Below are 18,917 nucleotides of genomic sequence, written 5' to 3'. Positions count from 1 at the left end.
CAAATCTGTGACCTGGCTGGGGCTCGAACCCAGGACCCATACATTAAAAGTGTATTGCTCTACCAACTGAGCTACCAGGTCGGTCTGTAATCTGAACGGTTTACCGTCATTTTATTTGTGTGCCTGCGACTGGACTCGAACCAGCACATCCATAGGAAACCACCCCCTCAAGATGGCGTGTCTACCAATTTCACCACACAGGCAAAAAATCCGTTATTACTGCGGGAATTTCCTGTTTGTGACTTGGCTGGGGCTCGAACCCAGGACCCATACATTAAAAGTGTATTGCTCTACCAACTGAGCTACCAAGTCTTCCATTTTCATCACAGATATCCTGTTCTAAAAAGTGGTGCAAAGATATGATTTTTTTTAAACTCTCAAAATAAATTTACAACTTTGTACAAATTAAAAATATGATCATAAGTCTGCTAGGCTACATGGGTTGCGGTAAGACTCACATATCCAAATTAGTAAGCAAAAAAATGGATTTTGAGTATGTGGACCTTGATTTTGAAATATCCAGGAAGAACAGGATGCCGGTAAGTGAGATTTTTGAAAAAAAAGGTGAAATATACTTCCGCAAACAGGAACGGGAGGTGTTGGAGGAACTATTAGCCTCCAAAACAGACACCGTACTGAGCCTGGGCGGCGGAACACCATGTTACTACAATAATATGGAAGCAATAAATCACGGTTCCCTCAGCTTCTTTCTTATGACATCCGTACCTGTACTTGCTGAGCGCCTGCGCAGACATAAACACAAAAGACCTCTGATTGCAAATATACCTGATGAAGATTTGCAGGAATTCATTGCCAAACATCTTTTTGAACGTAATCCCTACTACAGCCAGGCCAGATACCTTGTGAACTGTACTTCCAAAACGCCGGAACAGATATCAAAGGAGATTTCCTCGTTGGTTTTCTAATTCTCCTCACCATCATCTTCCAAACCGCTGAAGAAATCGTTCCATTCGGTATCCTCAGCACTGCTGCTGTCGTCCACAGTGAATCCGTCTATATCCCGTCTGTCTTTTTTGGTTGGCCTGCCCTCGCCTTTTAAGCGGTAATAGTTCTGCTCGTCCCTGCGGAGTTTCAGCAATTCATATTCCTGTTTATCCGTCTGGTCTATTATATGAAGCGGTACGAGCTTGGCTCCCAGGCGGCTTTTAGGGATCTGCAGCACCTTAATCTTATAATTTATCTGATTTTTGCGGATTTTAATCACATCGCCTTCCCTCACCTCACGGGAAGATTTTACAATATTCTCCCCCACGGAAACTCTGTTCTTCTTTATCTCATCTGCCGCTATGCTCCGGGTCTTGTAAAAGCGCACACTCCACAAAAACTTATCGATTCTCATTATTTTTTATACTTTTGTGTCAAACAAATTTTCAGCAATTTAACCAATAATTTAAAATGAAAAAAATCCTGTTATATAGTACTGCGCTCCTGCTGGCCCTATCCTCATGCAGAAAAGAGGATGAGCCTACGGAAACCTATAAGGAACCCGAAACTCTGGAAGTTCAGAATTCCTATGACGATCAGGCCATTCAGAAATTCCTGACCGCTCACTATCTGGACACTCAAGGAAACATTAAAGCTTTTAGCGAGACTGATCCGGCTGACGATAATTACACCAAACTCAGCGATATGGGCCCCGTGACCCTCCCGTCTGGTGTGGTATATATTGTTCGTCCAGGCGCTCAGCCTGACCCGGGCACAGCCATTGGTTCTTCAGATATTATCAGACTGATGTCCCGATCACACTCCTATCTGGCCGCCAGTACGGACGGCAACGTGCTGTTTGCAGCACCGTTTATGTTCAAAAGCACGATAGACGGCGCAGGTGTGCCTGAGGTTGATCCCTCCTACTACTATGTAAAACAGTCGGTGCTGGATGCCGCGACTGCTGATGTGGCAAAGCAGAGAAGCTATTATGAGATTGAAGGATTCCGTGAGGCACTGCAGCATTTCAGAGCTTTTGACCTCACTGATGACAGCGGATATAATCTGCAGGGTGTCATTATTGTTCCTTCGCGCGCGGCTTTTGCAAGAGATCCACATTATAACCACAGCGGGTATTCTATGCGTAACCGCAGTGTCGTTTTCAATTTCCAGGTGTATAAAACCACGCCAAGACCTTAAGCAACAATATGTAAATAAAAAAGGCTGTTTCACCGGGTGAAACAGCCTTTTTTATTTACTCTCAGGTTCATTTACCTGGGATTGTCTAGAGCAGAATAAACTTCTCAGTGATTTCTCTTCTTCACATTACCCAAAATATCCGGGAAATAAATATCGGACAGATGTTCAAACTCATCACCGCGCATGAACATGCTGGCATCCACCTCTTCGTAGGTTTCACGGCCGGCAGCTGCTATAAGCTCATTACAGGTTCTCAAGGTATTTTTATGGAAGTGATATACCCTCTCGGATTTATCCGTAACATCAAGACCCTTAATAAGCATCTTATCCTGTGTAGCCACCCCAGTAGGGCAAGCATTCGTATTACATCTCAGCGCCTGTATACAGCCCAGCGCGAACATAAAACCGCGCGCGTTGTTGCAGATATCGGCACCCATGGCTACTGCACGCAGGATATCCAGACTGGTAAGCACCTTACCGCTGGCAATGATTCTTAATTTATCACGCAAACCAAAATTGGTAAGTGTAGAATTTACGAATATAAGAGCAGGCTCCAGAGGCATTCCCACACCGTCGGAAAATTCCGGTGGGGCTGCTCCCGTTCCACCTTCCGCGCCGTCTACGGTTATAAAATCCGGATAAATTTTCAGTTCGTTCATCTGCACACAGATGTCTTCAAACTCTTTTGTATCACCAATACAAAGTTTAAAACCAATAGGTTTACCTCCGGAAAGGTCACGAAGCTGCTGCACAAACCTCAGCAGACCGGCAGCATCCGAGAATGAAGAGTGTCCCGGTGGCGAAATAATGGTCATACCCGGCATAACGTGTCTGATCTTGGCAATCTCCGGTGTATTTTTAACTCCGGGAAGAACACCACCATGACCAGGCTTGGCTCCCTGCGACAGTTTAATTTCAATCATCTTTACATTTTCAATACTGGCCTTCTGCGCGAAAAGCTCAGGCGAGAATTTCCCATGTTCGTCCCGGCATCCAAAATAGCCGGTACCTATTTGCCAGCAAAGGTCGCCGCCTTCCATGTGATAGGATGATATACCTCCCTCACCGGTATTGTGGTAAAATTGACCTTTCTTTGCTCCTCTGTTCAGGGAAAGCTGGGCTCGGTCACTCAACGAGCCAAAACTCATTGCGGAAATATTGAAAAGTGAAGCGCTGTATGGCTTTGAGCACTGTTCATTACCTACAATAACCCTTGGCAGTTCCTCTTTAGGCGATTTTGCATAGATAGAGTGCTTAATACCTTCATATTTTCTGTGGTTGATGTCCAGCTGTGTTCCAAATGCAACGGTATCACCCAGGTTTTTGGCCCGGCGGTAAGCAGCTGAACGCTCATTGCGCGGAAAAGGCTTTCCATCTGTTTCTCTTTCGATGAAATACTGCTGCATTTCCGGTGAAATACCCTCGAAAAAATAACGGAAATAGCCCAAAACAGGAAAGTTACGCAGTATGGCATGTTTGGACTGGGTAATATTATACAGCCCCAGCAGATATAAGCACAACAGCAAAATGGGAATCCAGTAATGTGCCCGGATCAGCAGTGATACTACCAGTGTTCCGACTACCAGTACGGCTCCCCAGACTAAAAACTTATCTCTCATGATTTAAATAAAATTGTATTGATTAATAAACTGATTTTCATTGAATGGTTTTGGTATATAACAAAATTCCGCTGGTATAGTCCAGCGGAATAAAAGTAAATAAATTAATTTTAAACGCTGACCAGGAAATTCTCGAATGTCGGAATGACTGTAACTGTTCCATCCTGTTCTGTTCTGAACAGTTTTACAGTCTCTGTTTGATTGACAGAGTTTTTGTCAAACGGTTTTTTTACACGGATATAGTTTTCGGTAAAACCGAACATCATTCCGTCCTTTTCTTCATGCTCCCACAACACCGGGAAGGACTTCCCAAGCTGACTTTCATAAAAAGCCATCTTCTTTTTCTCAGAAAGGATTCTGAGCATTTTATTACGTCTTTTGCGTTCCTGTACGGGCACTGCACCTTCCATTGATGCAGCTTCGGTATTTTCTCTTTCAGAATAGGTGAACACATGCAGATAGCTCACCGGCAACCTGTTTATAAACTGATATGTTTCCATAAAATGAGCCTCGGTTTCTCCGGGGAAGCCTACAATAACATCCACACCTATTGCAGCATCGGGCATGAGGCTGCGGATGCTGTTTATTCTGTCTTCATACAGTCCGGTTAGATAACGCCGCTTCATTTTCTTCAGCACGTCATCGCTGCCCGACTGCAGCGGAATATGGAAATGCGGTACGAAACTGCGGCTGGCAGCCACTAACGCAATACTCTCGTCCTTCAGTAAATTGGGCTCGATGGATGAAATCCGGATTCTTTCAATACCGTCCACACAGTCCAGTTCCGAAATAAGGTCCAGAAAAGTATGTTCATGCTTTTTGTTGCCGAATTCACCTTTTCCATAATCGCCAATGTTAACGCCAGTAAGAACTATTTCCTTAATCCCCCGGCGGGAAATCTCTTCAGCGTTCCGCACCACATTCTCAATGGTATCAGAACGGGAAATGCCACGAGCGAGAGGGATGGTACAGTAAGTACACTTATAGTCGCAGCCGTCCTGCACCTTCAGGAAAGCACGCGTACGGTCGCCGATGGAGTAGCTTCCGATAAAGAAATCTGCCTCTTCAATTTCGCAGGAATGTACAATACCTTCCTGCGCAGTTTTCTGCAAATCATCCAGATAACTCAGAATATTGAATTTTTCGCGCGCACCCAAAACGAGGTCTACTCCATCTATCCGTGAGATTTCCCCCGGCTTAAGCTGTGCATAGCAACCTACCACAACCACCAGACCTTCCGGATTGGCTTTCATAGCACGCTTTACATGCAGTTTACATTCGCGGTCCGCATTCTCCGTAACAGAGCAGGTATTAATAACATAGACCTGCGCCGCCTGGTCAAAATCCACCCGCGTATAACCTGCCGCCGTAAGCTGCCTGGCTATCGTTGATGTTTCAGCAAAATTGAGCTTGCAACCCAATGTATGATACGCTGCTGTTTTGGTGATCATGGACCTCATTCTTTCTGGACTGCAAATTTAGCAATTTATTCTCTATTCATCACCTTATATCTCACAAAAACAGCACAATGGTCAATTTAGCCTAACATTCACACTAACAACCTGATCCACCTCAAAAGGCAGCTAGGTTGCAGTTAAAGCATCGGGTTGATACCACGGACAGGAAAAGGACCCGCCACTTAACTGAAAAACCTTCCTCTGTAAAGTATCAAAAACCCGTATATCAGACAGGTTAAATTCAGAGGTATCATAAAAATTAAGAGTGACAGACCTTCCATAAAAATTGTTCAGAAGGGATTGTACGAAAGTACCGTTTACCTGGAAACGCTGACCGCAAAACCAGGAGTCCACACCGTCATAGTCTAAATAGGTTTCATTTTTACGATAGCGCACTTTTGTAATTGCACCCTGCAGCACCATAATTCTGAATTTGAATTTGCGGAAATCGAAAACAGGGGTATAAGCGTCCGGACCCCAGAGGAGCACCTCAGCGATATAGGGACCACGGAAAACCGGAACCGCGAGGCATTCTTCAGTTTTGACACTGATGTCAGACAGCCCATAGCAGTCATCAAAATCAGCATAACTGAGATTCAAAAACATATTACAGAATTCCTCAAAATCCTGTGGGGCGCGGTCTGCGAGTTGCCGGAGAATTCCTGCCAGGCGTACACTCTTTTCAGCACTTTTCATTGCTACAGGTTTAGGTATGTAAATTTACAGCTGAAGCATATCATAATACTTTAATTATTAGTGATTTAAATCAGTTGTGATATTTATCAACACGTCAATTTCACCTACCTGACATGAGGCGCATTTCAGGCAAGACCGGGGCGGTGTGAGCTGATGACACCAAAATATACCCTTTCCGACCCTATGCATAACTGATTAATCTTCATTATAATCCCATAATTCATCAAAATATCACAACAGTGTTGCATCACTTTTATTAATTTTGATAAAAACAAACTGATGATCCAACCTGAAAAAAGATGCAAGAACTGTAGACAACACCTGCTATTGCATCAGAAGTTCTGCCACCAATGTGGCCAAAAGACTGCCACACAACGCATTGATTTTCATTTTCTCATTCACGAAATTCAGCACGGAATTTTCCACGTAGACAGCGGTATCTTCTATACCCTGAAACAGCTTTTCACGCGGCCCGGACATATGCTGAGGGATTATCTGAACGGCAAAAGGCAGCAGCGTTTTAAACCGTTGCTTCTAGTGGTCATTCTGGGATCTCTTTGTTCTCTTATTCAATATCTTCTTAAACCGGAAAAATCGAAGGTTGAGGACAATGACCTGATCACAACGGAAATTACCGAGAATTCTGCGGGCGATTATATGGACTTCCAGGGTTTTATTGAATATTTCAGAGAAATTTTCAATTGGCTGGGCGGGCATTTTGCCATTACCGTCCTACTGATGCTGCCCGCCGCAGCATTTGGATTCTATCTGGGATTCCGGAAATATAAATATAATTACGCAGAGTGGCTGTTAATCCTGCTCTTCCTTACAGCGCAGTCACTGGCTGTGTATGTATTCTTTATACCTTTTCGAGTGCTCGCAGGCATCAGCATATTCTGGTTCTATTTTATTTCCTGGCTGCTGATTACGGCTTCACTGATTCAGTTCTGCCAAGGTACCAAAAAACGCTACATCGTTTTGCGGTCCTTCTGGTCCATGTTCCTTTCCTACATCATTGCCTTAATTTATATTATTCTGGCGATCTTCCTCCTGGCATTTATTGGCTTACTGCGTTACGGATATACGGGACTGCTTCCCGAACTTATTAAGACATGGTAACCAGTGTACAGTCGCATTCTAAAGCGGCCGGCTCCATTAATTATTTATATTTGCAGGTCTAATTACACAAAAGAACCGAACTATGGATTTTAAGAACTACGTACTACCGTATGAGGTAAACAGCGGATACTCGAAAAAGACAGCCTATTTTTCAATGGAGTTCGCGATTGACCAGGCGCTTAAAATCTATTCCGGTGGACTTGGTTTTCTTGCAGGCTCCCATATGCGAAGTGCGTACAACCTGAAACAGAATCTCGTTGGTATAGGAATCCTGTGGAAATTCGGATATTACGATCAGGCAAGAAATCACGACCAAACCCTTCAGCCCACTTGGACGCGGAAAATGTACACCTTTCTTACAGACACCGAACTGAAATTCCAGATCGAAATACATTCGGCCAAGGTGTGGGTTAAAGTATTTTATCTGGATCCTGAAATCTTTAACACCGCGCCCATATTCTTTCTTTCGACAGATGTGCCGGAAAACGATCATCTTTCAAAAACGATCTGTCACAGACTGTACGATGCCAACGAATCCACAAAAATCGCGCAGTATATTTTACTTGGTAAAGGTGGGGCCCGACTCCTGGAAGAACTGAATCTTGACAGAGATGTCTATCACTTGAATGAAGCACACGGACTGCCCGCTGCTTTTCACCTGCTGAAAAAATATGGTGGTGATCTTGGCAAGGTTCGGGAAAAGTTGGTCTTCACTACCCACACCCCCGAAGAAGCAGGTAATGAAAAGCACAACTTCCAGATGTGTTATGACATGTCTTATTTTTCCGGTCTCAGTAAGGAAAAGGTAAAAGAGATAGAGGGAGGTAGTGATCCTGAGTTATTTAACCATTCACTTTGTGCGCTTAGGCTTGCAAGAATCGCCAACGGAGTTTCCGAGTTGCATGGTCATGTTTCGCGCGCCATGTGGGGCAAGTATCAGGGAATCTGCGAAATAACGTCCATTACCAATGCCCAGGAATTCAGGTACTGGTCAGACAAACCGCTTTACGATGCCAGGCAAAATAACGATCACGGCCTTTTTGACCTGAGAAAGAAGCACATAAAAAAACGGCTGTTCAAAACTGTGGCAGACCAGTGCGGAAAACTTTTTGATCCGGAAGTCTTTACCATTGTTTGGGCAAGACGTTTTGCCGGCTATAAGCGTGCAGATCTGTTGCTGCACGACAGAGCAAGATTTGAAAAACTGCTGAACCACCCAAAGTATCCTGTGCAGATTATTTGGGCCGGAAAACCCTATCCTATGGATTATTCAGCCATCTCCATGTTCAACACACTGGTGGAGGAAAGTAAATATTTCAAGAATATGGCCGTACTTACAGGTTATGAACTGGCCCTGAGCAAACTGATGAAACAGGGTTCAGATCTGTGGCTGAACAATCCTCGTGTACCGCGGGAAGCGTCCGGGACTTCCGGAATGACCGCGGCAATGAACGCGTCGGTAAACTTATCAACAGACGACGGCTGGATTCCGGAATTCGCGCGACATGGTGAGAACTCATTTGTAGTTCCCAAGGCAGACTATACTGAAATGAGTGTATATGAACAGGACCGTTATGATATGCAGAAACTGTATGATCTGCTGGAAAATGAAATCGTACCCACCTACTATGAGCATCCCGAAAAATGGAGGCAAATCCAGTGGCAAGCCATGGATGACGTGAAAGACGCCTTTAACAGTGACCGTATGGCTGATGAATATTATAAGAAAATTTACGAAACAAAACCGTAACTGGATGAGCGGGGTGATATTCAGGAGACGCCAGGGTCAATTACAGTTTATGATGAGAAGAGGAAGCCATCGTGAGAAAACAGCTTAAACGTTCTTACAGGATCAGCAGGTATGTGGTCTACAAAGAAACGCTGATCGATTACAGGGAAAAATTGTGGTCCTTTGTGGGTTCTTTTGTGGGGATCGGTACCATTGCAGCCATACAGAGTTTTTTTCTAAACGCTCATGACAACCTCTTTCTCATAGGGTCATTCGGTGCCAGCAGTGTGCTGATCTACGGAGTAATACAGAGCCCGCTGGCCCAACCGCGAAATCTGCTTGGAGGCCATCTGGTGAGTGCCCTGGTTGGAGTGACAGTTGCACAGGTGCTACCCGACATTCTCTGGATTACCGCACCATTGGCGGTGTCGCTGTCTATCCTGGGAATGCAGTTCACCAAGACCCTGCATCCACCCGGCGGTGCTACCGCACTTATTGCCGTAAGCGGGTCGGAACAGATAAAAGCAATGGGTTATCTGTACGTACTGTATCCGGTGCTGGCCGGTGTCATTATTCTTTTACTCGTGGCCCTGCTGGTAAATAACATTACCTCACAGCGCGTCTATCCCAACGACGGCCGTTTTTCCCGAACCTTTAACTGGTTTCTTAATCCAGTACGAACCCAATCCCTACAAATAAAAAGAGGCCGCAGACTAAGAAGGCTGAAACGGCAAATAAGAAGGAGGTAAATGCACTTTTACTTCTATCTAAATTTTGCGTGCAACTCCAATTTCATATACCTTGGTATGTTTAAGATACTTGGCACGTTCGCGCGAGGTCACCGATTCAAACCGGTTATCGCGCAGAACAATGATAGGATCCTCCGAAATCTCAAGTTCCGCATTTGTAATGTATTTCTCTTCAAAGCTCATACGGTCAGCAGATGATTTTAACCGCTGCAGATCGTCGGCATAACGCCTGAAACCCGGATCAGATGAATGTATGAACTTATATTCAGGTCCCGCATCAGCATAAAAATGCAGTTTTTTTTCAATTAACCCTGCTTCATTGGTAATTTCGGGATTATCATTGCCGTCCAGGAATCCAACTTCCACCACTTCGCCGCCTTGTGATACTGCATAACTTTCCGCATCGCGGTACCTGGGGAAACCAACTGTGATCTCAAGACCAGCCAGCCGGTATTTACTGAGTTTTTTCTGATTGTAAGTTTCCATAATGCCTTAGGTGTTAGATTACTACAGTAAATTTACAACTAAATTAAGCTAAACTCAACTTATTTCCGGAGTTAAATCTTCAAATTGAGAATTTTGTTATCTTTGAAATCTTATCAAATTTTCATGAGAAAAATCATTATATCGCTCTGTCTGTTGGGTACAATGGCACTTTCCGGACAGGAAATTACTTTGGATAAAATTTACTCTGGGTATTACAGGGGCAACGGTATTGCAGGCATAGCTTCGCTGAAAGGCGGCGAAAACTATGCTGTAATTGAACCCACTGGAATTGCTAAATATTGCTACAAAACCTCACAGAAAGCAGGAAATATTGTTGACGGCAGTTTTGAATCCTATATTTTCAGTGATGATGAAAGTAAGATCTTACTGCTGAAGGAAAGTGAACCCATCTACAGACATTCATTCCTGGGCAAATTTGATGTCAAGGACCTGAAGTCGGGTACAGTCATCAGCCTTAACAATGGAGACTTCGTTCAGGAACCGACTTTCTCTCCGGACGGAACCAAGGTGGCTTTCATCGCAGATAATAATCTTTACTATCAGGACCTGAACTCACAGAAAATAACCCAAATCACTGCAGACGGACAAAAAAATTCCATACTTAACGGTCTGGCCGACTGGGTATATGAAGAGGAATTCGGGCACGCCCGGCAGTACGAGTGGACTAAAAACTCGGATGCTATCGTTTTCATCAAATCTGACGAAACTGCAGTACCCGAAATGTACATCCCAATCTATAACAAGCAGCTGTATCCCTCCGAAATGCGGTTCAAATATCCTAAAGCCGGCGAAACCAACTCTACGGTTTCCGCACAGCTTTACAGACTGGATTCGGGAAAAGTTACCGCACTTGACCTGTCTGGATTCAAAAATTACTACCTGCCCAATGTCTTCCGCACCGCCAAGTCTGATGAGATCATCCTTATTACCTCCGAACGGACTCAAAATGCGTCAGATGTACTTAAAGTCAATACCAAAACAGGAAAGATAACCAAACTGTTCACAGAAACTGATGAGAAGTGGGTGGACACCGACAATGTGACGCTGGAATTCCTGGAGGACAACTCATTTATCTGGGGCTCCGAACGTGACGGTTTCCGCCATCTGTACTGGTATACGCCCGACGGTAAGCTGAAAAAGCAGATAACCAAAGGAAACTGGGAGATAACGGACTACTACGGTTATAACCCTAAAACTAAGGAGGTGCTGGTTCAAACTACACAAAAAGGAAGCATCAACAAGGTAGTTTCCAAAATTAACATCCAAAACGGAAAATCGGCGATCATCTCCAATACCGAAGGCAACAACCGCGCGAATTTCAGCGGAAATTATCAGTACTTCATCGAGACCTCATCAACAGCGGCCCGTCCTTTTACTTATATTCTGAAAGACGGGAACGGCAAAACGGTGAAGGAACTGCAGAACAATAACCAACTACTGCAGAAGCTGCAGGCAGATAATATGGTGACCAGGGAATTCTTCACCATTCCGAACAATGCCGGTGACCAGATGAACGCCTGGGTAATGAAGCCAAAAAACTTTGACCCAAACAAGAAATACCCGCTGTTCATGTTTCAGTATTCCGGACCCGGCTCCCAAAGTGTAAGCAATTCCTGGGACGGTGGAAACGGCCTTTGGTTCAACCATCTCGTACAGCAGGGATATATTGTTGCCTGTGTAGATGGCCGTGGAACAGGTTATAAAGGCACCAAGTACAAAAAATCCACCTATCTGAACCTGGGCAAATATGAAACTGAAGATCAGATCACCGCTGCACAATGGTTTGGCAGGCAATCCTATATCGATGCAGACCGAATCGGTATTTTTGGATGGAGTTTCGGCGGCTATATGGCCAGTCTGGCGCTTACAAAAGGGGCAGACGTATTTAAAGTTGGTATTGCCGTAGCCCCGGTAACCAACTGGCGCTATTATGACACCGTTTACACCGAAAGATTCTTAAGGACTCCTCAGGAAAACCCTAAAGGTTATGACGAAAACAGTCCTACTGAATATGCTGAACTGATGAAAGGCAAATTTTTACTGATCCACGGAACGGCGGATGACAATGTTCATTTCCAGAATGCCCTGGAATTCTCTGAGGCACTGATTCAAAATAAGAAGCAGTTTGAATTTATGGCGTATCCAGACAAAAATCATGGCATTTTCGGTGGAAATACAAGACCGCAGCTCTACCAGAAAATGACCGACTTTATCCTGCAGAATTTATAAAACAACTAAAAATTAAATATGGCGACAAGCAACAACAAGCACCCCAAGGGGCTTCCCTATCTCTTTTTCACGGAAATGTGGGAAAGGTTCGGATATTATCTTATTCTCGGAATCTTTGTTCTGTATATGATTGACCCCAAGGATACGGGTGGTATGAATTTCTTACCAAAAGATGCCTACGATATTTTCGGGACTTTCATAGCGCTGACCTACCTAACGCCATTCCTGGGTGGATTTCTGGCGGACAGGGTTCTGGGTTACGTAAAGGCGATCTATATTGGCGGTATATTGATGGCAGCCGGTTATATTGGCATTGGACTTTTTCAGCAGTTACCCCTGTTTTACCTTTCTCTGGCACTGGTAATCCTTGGAAACGGCTTCTTTAAACCCAGTATTTCAACGCTTTTGGGGAATCTGTATTCCGAAGAGCCCTATACCGCCAACAAAGATGCCGGTTACAATATTTTCTATATGGGGATCAATATCGGAGCGCTGATTTGTAACTTCGTGGCTGCCTATATGCGTAACGAATATGGATGGGGACCAGCATTCATCACCGCGGGAGTAGGAATGCTGGTAGGGCTGCTTGTGTTTACAGTAGGCATGAAACATGTTCGCAAGGCAAATGTGATGAAACCTGTGCAGGAGGGTGATACAAAACTGTCCACCGTATTGCTTCAGGTATTCTTGCCAGCGGTAATCGCCGGAGTTATAGGATGGTTCTTGCCGGGTATGATTTTAGGCGACACCATTTTTGGAAAACAGACTGACGACGCCTTCCTTTTTGCATGTATTCCTGTGGTTTACTTCTATATGAGCCTTTATTTCAAGGCTAATCAGGAGGACAAGAGACCTATTGGGGCTTTGCTTACCATTTTTGCTGTATGTTTGATGTTCTGGGCAATTTTTAAGCAAAATGGTACCGCCCTGACCAACTGGGCAGAGAATTATACGGACCGTACCGCTCCGGCATTTCTGGAAGAGCCGCTGAAGGCCTTCTCACTGGTTGAAAATAAAGAATATATAGATCAGGAAGTAACTTCCTATGACGATCAGTTTGTAGGTCTTAAGGACGATGCAGGTGAGCCACTGCGCATTATGGGAAAAGATGTCTATTTCCGGAATATCAGCCCGGAACAGCGACAGTCTTTGGAGGCAGCCTCAGATAAGAACATTTACCTTTTCAATACAGAATTGTTCCAGTCCGTAAATCCATTCTGGGTTATTGTTCTTACACCTGTTGTAGTTGGAGTTTTCATGTTCCTGAGAAGGCGTGGCAAAGAACCAAGCACACCCTCCAAGATCGTCCTTGGTCTTTTTATCTCCGCACTCTCATGTCTTGTGATGGTAGGTGCAGTATATGCCGGCGGAAACGGTCTGGAGAAAGTTTCCTCCTGGTGGCTAATTGCAGCCTACGGAGTTATTACAGTAGGTGAACTCTGCCTTTCGCCTATGGGACTTTCTTTGGTTTCCAAACTGTCTCCCCCAAGGATTACTGCGCTTATGATGGGAGGTTTTTTCCTGTCCACCTCAATCGGAAATAAACTTTCAGGCGTACTGGCAAGTATGTGGTACAATTATGAAGATAAAGCCAATTTCTTCTGGGTAAACTTCGGACTGCTGCTTGTAGCGACACTCCTGGGATTAGCTATCCTGAAAAACCTTAACAAGGTTATGCGCGAGAAAGGCGTGAAGTAAAAGCCCCTAGATTCATATTAAACAATCCGTTTCGGTAACCGAAGCGGATTGCTTTTTCATTGAAATAAGTGAGATTTCAAAAAGATGACAGATACCCAATGAAATGGTTTATTAATAACAGGTAATTCTGTATTCGTATTCTTCTTTACGGGTATTTCCGTTGGGCAGTACAGTGGAAGTCTGTACACCTGCCGACGCTAAGCTACCGTCCAGCGAACAGTCGTTACTGCCAATTGGTTCTTCTGTGCCCATTCCACTCCACGGAGTAGCTGCTACAATAGTTTGGCTGGTTCCCTGATACTCTGCAGTTCGTTCCCAACGCTGCTGGGTACAGTCACATTTGTCGTTGGAACTCTCGCAGGACGCTAAAAACAGGACGGTGAATGGAAGAATGTATCTCATGCTTATGAATTTTAAAATGTTGAAATGGCTATATCAAAGAACTAACCATATTTTTTAAATCAGGTGTGGTGCGAAACATCATATAAATCAAAATGAAAATTGTGAAACGTAAAAATCATCTGCATTTCCGTTCTAAAATCATTTTAACAAAATCCTTATCTTTGCTTTCTATGGAGATTACGACTAAAGAGAAAATTTCGCAGGACATTCTGCTTAAAGCCTATAACCATATGATGCTTGCCAAGGCAATGGCAGACATTTACGAGGAAAACCGTACCATTACCAAATACGTACACAGCACCTCGCGGGGTCACGAAGCCATACAGCTGGCCACGGCCTATCAGTTAACTAAAGACGATTGGGTGTCTCCTTACTACCGTGACGAAAGTATACTGATGGGAATTGGGTTTGAACCTTACAGGCTTATGCTTCAGTTACTGGCAAAAGCCGGTGATCCTTTTTCCGGCGGACGTTCATACTACTCCCACCCTTCCAGCCTGGAAGAGGATAAACCAAAGATTATCCACCAGAGCTCAGCTACCGGTATGCAGGCCATCCCAACCACAGGCGTAGCTCAGGGAATAAAATACATTGAGGAATTTAACCTGAAAACATTTGAAAACAATCCGGTTGTTGTGTGCAGTTTCGGCGACAACTCCGTTACGGAAGGCGAAGTTTCTGAGGCTTTCCAGTTTGCAGCGCTCCATCAGCTTCCTGTTATTTTCCTGGTGCAGGATAATGAATGGGGAATTTCTGTAACCAAGGAGGAAGCCCGTACTTCAGATGCTTATGATTTTACGGCCGGATTTGTAGGTCTTAACAGAATGCGTGTAGACGGAACCGACTTCGTGGCCAGTTATGAAGCGATGAAAGAAGCGGTGGATTTCGTACGTACGGAACGTAAACCCATGCTGGTGTGCGCAAAAACTGTGCTTATAGGTCATCACACTTCCGGTGTACGGCGTGAATTCTACCGTGACGATGCCGACCTTGTGAAGCACCGCGCAAAAGATCCGGGTGATATCCTCAGAAATTACCTGTTGGAGGAAGGCGTTACGGAGGATGTACTTAAGCAGATTACAAAAAAGGCACGTATTGAGGCCGAAGAAGCATTCCAGAAAGCCGTCGCTGCCGAAGATCCAAAACCCGAAACGGTAGCAGACCATGTTTTTGCTCCCACACCTGTTACAGAAGAAAGCGGTATCCGTGAACCTGAAGGCGGCGAGAAAATCGTGATGGTGGATGCAGCAATACATGCCATACAGGAATTGATGTGGAAACATCCGGAAGCACTTCTTTACGGCCAGGACGTTGGTGAAAGGATTGGCGGCGTATTCCGCGAAACGGTGACGCTGGGTCAGAAATTTGGAAAGAAACGTGTCTTCAATACCCCAATCCAGGAAGCATACATCATCGGATCCACCGCGGGAATGAGTGCCGTTGGACTGAAGCCGATCGTAGAAGTTCAGTTTGCCGATTATATTTACCCCGGAATCAACCAGTTGATCACCGAAATATCAAAATCCTGCTATCTTTCGCAGGGCAAGTTCCCCGTAAGCAATATCATCAGAGTACCTATCGGTGCCTATGGCGGAGGTGGCCCTTACCACAGCGGAAGTGTGGAGAGCATTTTGGCAAATATCAAAGGAATCAAGATTGCCTATCCAAGTAACGCTGCCGATTTTAAAGGCTTGCTGAAAGCCGCATATTACGACCCTAATCCAGTGATTATGCTGGAACACAAAGGGCTGTACTGGAGCAAGGTTCCGGGAACTGAAGATGCAAAGACACTAGAACCGGATGAGGACTATATCCTGCCGTTAGGTAAAGGGAATATCCTGCTTGAAGCCGACGCTTCAGAAACTGAAAAAGGCCGGACAATGGTTGTTGTAACGTACGGGATGGGCGTTTTCTGGGCGAAAGAAGCCGCTAAGAAATTTGCCGGCCGTGTGGAGATCATCGACCTTAGAACTCTTATTCCTCTGGATGAAAACCTGGTATTCGAAAGGGTAAAACTCCACGGAAAATGTATCGTCCTTACCGAAGAGCAAATCCAGAACTCATCTGCGGAAGCATTTGCGCATAGGATCACGAACAACTGTTTCAAACATCTGGATGCCGCGGTTGAGGCCGTAGGCTCATTGAATTTGCCGGCTGTCCCCATCAACCTGGTGCTTGAGAAGGAAATGCTGCCCAATGCCGATAAACTTTCGCAGAAAATTGAAAGACTGCTGAATGACTAAAAATTAGGACACCGCGAGGTGTCCCTTTTAGTTTTTATGAAAATGCCTAGGAAAAGCCTCTTCAGGCTTCATCCTTAAAATATTAAGCAGGAACCAGGATTTCAGGAATCCATACCCGTAAGAAAACATCTGGATGTAGGTAGAAATGATGGCCATAGAGGCTACGCTGAGGTTGCGGGTCTTGTATAAAGCATGGAAAAATATTACAAAGGTGTACAAACCGTACATGGTGAGTAAGAAACCCTTGCCCAGAATAAAATATTCAATAAAACCCAAAATATAACCCAGCAGGAATAAAGTCGGAAATGCGAATGATATTTTCACATACTCCGGATGCCTCTGATTGAGAATCGGTCTGGCACAGCCAAACTGATACACCTGTTTGGAGAATTTACCAAAGTCAACGCGCCGCTTATGATACACACCAATGTCATCAAAAAAAGCAGTTTTGAAACCGTTTTCCCAAAGCGTCATGGAAAGGTCCGGATCTTCGCCGATGCGCATCTCAGAAAAACCTCCTACTCTATCAAAGGCTGACTTCCTCACACCCATATTGAAACTGCGCGGCTGGAAGCGGCTTACCGCCTTCTTGGAACCGCGGATTCCGCCTGTTGTAAAGACCGAGGTCATGGAATAGGAAATAGCCTTTTGCATTAGATTGAAGCCCTTATGCGCCTTATCGGCACCTCCAAAAGCATCACATTCGGAGGTAATCACATTGCTTTTAATGTTTGCAATATAATCCTTCTCCACAATGACGTCTGAATCTACAAAAACCAGCCAGTGATTTTCATCGTTCGCGGAACTTACACGTCGGGCACCGTAATTGCGGGAAAGTCCGGGTCCCGAGTTATCTTTTCTGAAGAATTTAATATCCAGTTTTTCAGCGAACAGGTTAACCGTGGGCCGAAGGTCCAGCAGCGAGCCATCATCCACAATCACTACCTCAAAATTGGGATCTATTTGCAGGGACAGGGATTTCAGCAACTCGTAAAGTTCTTCCTTACGGTTGTAGATGGCGATGATGACCGAAACGTTTATCAATGCTGCCAAAATTTACTCCGGTTGGTTGCCGGCCAGTTTATGGATCTTCTTGGTACCTTCGTACATCTCGAACTGCAGGAATCGGCATTCCAGCTTGCCGTTGTACAGTTTTATTTTTCTGGAAGGCCTTAGACCCACTTTCTTGGCCGCGTCCAGATCAGATGAGATAAACCAGGCCAGGGTATTCGGGTAGCTCTTCTTGAAGGTATCGCCTATCTTTCTGTAGAAATCGTCTTCGGTGATTTCAATTCTCTCGTCATAAGGCGGATTAAATACCATCAGCAGCGGGAACAGTTCCTTCTTCGATTCAAAGAAATCCTGTCTTCTCACCTCAATTAAATCTTCCATTTCGGCCGCTTCAATATTAAGATGCGCGGCATTCAGCATATCGGGATCCAGGTCGTAACCTACAATTTTTCCGGTAAACTCCCGGATGCGCCCAATACGGACCTCCTTGATCTTCTGGAATAATTCATCATCATAATTTTTCCAGTTCTGGAAGGAGAATTTTTTACGGAAAATCTGCGCCGGCAAATCCATAGCGATCATCGCAGCCTCTATAAGTAGTGTACCGGAACCACACATCGGGTCCAGGAAATTCCCTTTACCGTCCCAGCCAGCCAACTGAAGCATTCCTGATGCAAGCACTTCGTTGATCGGAGCTTCGCCCTGCTCGCGGCGGTAACCGCGCTTGAACAGCGGATCTCCGGCAGAATCAATGGATACCGTAACCAGTTCGCGGTCTATATGAAGATGGAATTTAATATCAGGATCGCGGGCATCTACATCCGGTCTTTTTCTGTATTTGAATTTGAAACTGTCTACAATGGCGTCTTTCATCTTCTGCGCCATAAACTGTGAATGGCGGAAACGGTCGGAATAGATCGTGGTATCAATCGCGAAAGTCTGGTCTACACGCATAAAGTCGTCCCACGGAAAGTCAAAAAGCTTATCGTAGAAACGGTTTTCGTCCCAGGCTTTGAAAGTAAGCACCGGAATCATGATTTTAAGCGCCGTACGCGCCGAGTAATTTATTTTGTACAGAAATCCCAGGTCGCCTTCGCAGTTAACTGCACGGTTCTTTATTTCAACATTTCTGCCGCCTAATTTCCTCACCTCTTCGGCAAGCACCTGTTCCAGACCGAAAAACGTTTTGATCTGTATCTGTAAATTTTCTGTATCCATAATTGCGTGGCGGTAACACCTGATTGCAGACCCATTATGCATGCTTATTGCCGGATGCTTTCTTAAAAAACCGGGTCTTTGTGGTTACCGAGTGC

The 18,917-nt window shown here is 44.8% G+C and carries 16 protein-coding genes and 3 tRNA genes; 8 read left to right on the top strand and 11 right to left on the bottom strand.

The window, feature by feature from the left end:
* Positions 1-8: 8 nt before the first annotated feature.
* The 3 genes from F7R58_RS03280 to F7R58_RS03270 all read right to left on the bottom strand — a co-directional run bounded on the left by F7R58_RS03280 (position 9) and on the right by F7R58_RS03270 (position 312).
* Positions 9-81: transfer RNA gene (locus tag F7R58_RS03280), tRNA-Lys, on the bottom strand.
* A 39-nt stretch (positions 82-120) separates the two neighbouring features.
* Positions 121-203 (bottom strand) — tRNA-Leu (locus F7R58_RS03275).
* A 36-nt stretch (positions 204-239) separates the two neighbouring features.
* Positions 240-312 (bottom strand) — tRNA-Lys (locus F7R58_RS03270).
* 101 nt (positions 313-413) lie between these two features.
* On the opposite strand from F7R58_RS03270, the gene F7R58_RS03265 reads away from it, so the two are divergent.
* Complete coding sequence (locus F7R58_RS03265) at positions 414-926, top strand: shikimate kinase (protein WP_158063527.1); 513 nt, start codon at positions 414-416, stop codon at positions 924-926.
* Here F7R58_RS03265 and F7R58_RS03260 read toward each other — a convergent pair.
* Entirely contained in the window at positions 923-1,360 is a 438-nt protein-coding gene (locus F7R58_RS03260) for an RNA-binding S4 domain-containing protein (protein WP_158063526.1), read from the bottom strand. The genes F7R58_RS03265 and F7R58_RS03260 overlap by 4 nt on opposite strands.
* 56 nt (positions 1,361-1,416) lie before the next feature.
* On the opposite strand from F7R58_RS03260, the gene F7R58_RS03255 reads away from it, so the two are divergent.
* Positions 1,417-2,145, top strand: a complete 729-nt coding sequence (locus F7R58_RS03255) for a hypothetical protein (RefSeq protein WP_158063525.1) — start codon at positions 1,417-1,419, stop codon at positions 2,143-2,145.
* A 104-nt stretch (positions 2,146-2,249) separates the two neighbouring features.
* Here F7R58_RS03255 and F7R58_RS03250 read toward each other — a convergent pair whose 3' ends face one another.
* The 3 genes from F7R58_RS03250 to F7R58_RS03240 all read right to left on the bottom strand — a co-directional run bounded on the left by F7R58_RS03250 (position 2,250) and on the right by F7R58_RS03240 (position 5,917).
* Positions 2,250-3,764, bottom strand: a complete 1,515-nt coding sequence (locus F7R58_RS03250) for an FMN-binding glutamate synthase family protein (RefSeq protein ID WP_158063524.1) — start codon at positions 3,762-3,764, stop codon at positions 2,250-2,252.
* A gap of 110 nt (positions 3,765-3,874) precedes the next feature.
* A complete protein-coding gene (gene mtaB / locus F7R58_RS03245) occupies positions 3,875-5,215 on the bottom strand; it encodes a tRNA (N(6)-L-threonylcarbamoyladenosine(37)-C(2))-methylthiotransferase MtaB (RefSeq protein WP_410493612.1) in 1,341 nt (446 codons plus the stop codon).
* Between the two features lie 132 nt (positions 5,216-5,347).
* Entirely contained in the window at positions 5,348-5,917 is a 570-nt protein-coding gene (locus tag F7R58_RS03240) for a hypothetical protein (RefSeq protein ID WP_158063522.1), read from the bottom strand.
* A gap of 327 nt (positions 5,918-6,244) precedes the next feature.
* On the opposite strand from F7R58_RS03240, the gene F7R58_RS03235 reads away from it, so the two are divergent.
* From F7R58_RS03235 to F7R58_RS03225, 3 genes are all read left to right on the top strand, one after another.
* Entirely contained in the window at positions 6,245-7,036 is a 792-nt protein-coding gene (locus F7R58_RS03235) for a DUF3667 domain-containing protein (protein WP_187695254.1), read from the top strand.
* A gap of 82 nt (positions 7,037-7,118) precedes the next feature.
* A complete protein-coding gene (gene glgP, locus F7R58_RS03230; RefSeq protein WP_158063520.1) occupies positions 7,119-8,786 on the top strand; it encodes an alpha-glucan family phosphorylase in 1,668 nt (555 codons plus the stop codon).
* 71 nt (positions 8,787-8,857) lie between these two features.
* The gene (locus F7R58_RS03225; protein WP_410493611.1) at positions 8,858-9,514 is read left to right on the top strand and encodes an HPP family protein; all 657 of its coding nucleotides are present in this window, start codon (positions 8,858-8,860) and stop codon (positions 9,512-9,514) included.
* Positions 9,515-9,532: 18 nt separating this feature from the next.
* Here F7R58_RS03225 and F7R58_RS03220 read toward each other — a convergent pair whose 3' ends face one another.
* Positions 9,533-10,000 (bottom strand): hypothetical protein, encoded by a 468-nt coding sequence (locus F7R58_RS03220; protein WP_158063518.1) that lies wholly within the window; start codon positions 9,998-10,000, stop codon positions 9,533-9,535.
* A gap of 123 nt (positions 10,001-10,123) precedes the next feature.
* On the opposite strand from F7R58_RS03220, the gene F7R58_RS03215 reads away from it, so the two are divergent.
* Positions 10,124-12,250: a S9 family peptidase gene (locus tag F7R58_RS03215; protein WP_158063517.1), complete on the top strand. Its 2,127-nt coding sequence runs from the start codon at positions 10,124-10,126 to the stop codon at positions 12,248-12,250.
* 18 nt (positions 12,251-12,268) lie between these two features.
* Positions 12,269-13,948, top strand: a complete 1,680-nt coding sequence (locus F7R58_RS03210) for a peptide MFS transporter (protein WP_158063516.1) — start codon at positions 12,269-12,271, stop codon at positions 13,946-13,948.
* Positions 13,949-14,059: 111 nt separating this feature from the next.
* Here the strand turns inward: F7R58_RS03210 and F7R58_RS03205 are convergent, their stop codons facing one another.
* Complete coding sequence (locus F7R58_RS03205) at positions 14,060-14,350, bottom strand: hypothetical protein (RefSeq protein ID WP_158063515.1); 291 nt, start codon at positions 14,348-14,350, stop codon at positions 14,060-14,062.
* 170 nt (positions 14,351-14,520) lie between these two features.
* Here F7R58_RS03205 and F7R58_RS03200 point away from each other — a divergent pair, with 170 nt between their 5' ends.
* A complete protein-coding gene (locus tag F7R58_RS03200) occupies positions 14,521-16,593 on the top strand; it encodes a thiamine pyrophosphate-dependent enzyme (protein WP_158065368.1) in 2,073 nt (690 codons plus the stop codon).
* A 27-nt stretch (positions 16,594-16,620) separates the two neighbouring features.
* On the opposite strand, the gene F7R58_RS03195 is transcribed toward F7R58_RS03200, so the two are convergent.
* Together F7R58_RS03195 and F7R58_RS03190 are read right to left on the bottom strand one after the other, a co-directional pair.
* Positions 16,621-17,646 (bottom strand): glycosyltransferase, encoded by a 1,026-nt coding sequence (locus F7R58_RS03195; RefSeq protein WP_410493610.1) that lies wholly within the window; start codon positions 17,644-17,646, stop codon positions 16,621-16,623.
* 3 nt (positions 17,647-17,649) lie between these two features.
* Complete coding sequence (locus F7R58_RS03190; protein WP_158063514.1) at positions 17,650-18,822, bottom strand: class I SAM-dependent RNA methyltransferase; 1,173 nt, start codon at positions 18,820-18,822, stop codon at positions 17,650-17,652.
* Between the last annotated feature and the right edge of the window lie 95 nt (positions 18,823-18,917).

This window comes from Chryseobacterium sp., assembly GCF_008831505.1.
In the GTDB taxonomy this organism is placed as follows: Bacteria; Bacteroidota; Bacteroidia; order Flavobacteriales; family Weeksellaceae; genus Marnyiella.
Note: the sequence above shows the minus strand (reverse complement) of the source record. Positions and strands in the feature narration are given on the sequence as shown.

What these genes read in the sequence shown, in the direction of transcription:
- F7R58_RS03265 (WP_158063527.1), top strand. Translation starts at nt 414, where the DNA reads ATGATCATAAGTCTGCTAGGCTACATGGGTTGCGGTAAGACTCACATA.
- F7R58_RS03260 (WP_158063526.1), bottom strand. Translation starts at nt 1,360, where the DNA reads ATGAGAATCGATAAGTTTTTGTGGAGTGTGCGCTTTTACAAGACCCGG.
- F7R58_RS03255 (WP_158063525.1), top strand. Translation starts at nt 1,417, where the DNA reads ATGAAAAAAATCCTGTTATATAGTACTGCGCTCCTGCTGGCCCTATCC.
- F7R58_RS03250 (WP_158063524.1), bottom strand. Translation starts at nt 3,764, where the DNA reads ATGAGAGATAAGTTTTTAGTCTGGGGAGCCGTACTGGTAGTCGGAACA.
- mtaB (WP_410493612.1), bottom strand. Translation starts at nt 5,215, where the DNA reads ATGATCACCAAAACAGCAGCGTATCATACATTGGGTTGCAAGCTCAAT.
- F7R58_RS03240 (WP_158063522.1), bottom strand. Translation starts at nt 5,917, where the DNA reads ATGAAAAGTGCTGAAAAGAGTGTACGCCTGGCAGGAATTCTCCGGCAA.
- glgP (WP_158063520.1), top strand. Translation starts at nt 7,119, where the DNA reads ATGGATTTTAAGAACTACGTACTACCGTATGAGGTAAACAGCGGATAC.
- F7R58_RS03220 (WP_158063518.1), bottom strand. Translation starts at nt 10,000, where the DNA reads ATGGAAACTTACAATCAGAAAAAACTCAGTAAATACCGGCTGGCTGGT.
- F7R58_RS03215 (WP_158063517.1), top strand. Translation starts at nt 10,124, where the DNA reads ATGAGAAAAATCATTATATCGCTCTGTCTGTTGGGTACAATGGCACTT.
- F7R58_RS03210 (WP_158063516.1), top strand. Translation starts at nt 12,269, where the DNA reads ATGGCGACAAGCAACAACAAGCACCCCAAGGGGCTTCCCTATCTCTTT.
- F7R58_RS03205 (WP_158063515.1), bottom strand. Translation starts at nt 14,350, where the DNA reads ATGAGATACATTCTTCCATTCACCGTCCTGTTTTTAGCGTCCTGCGAG.
- F7R58_RS03200 (WP_158065368.1), top strand. Translation starts at nt 14,521, where the DNA reads ATGGAGATTACGACTAAAGAGAAAATTTCGCAGGACATTCTGCTTAAA.
- F7R58_RS03190 (WP_158063514.1), bottom strand. Translation starts at nt 18,822, where the DNA reads ATGGATACAGAAAATTTACAGATACAGATCAAAACGTTTTTCGGTCTG.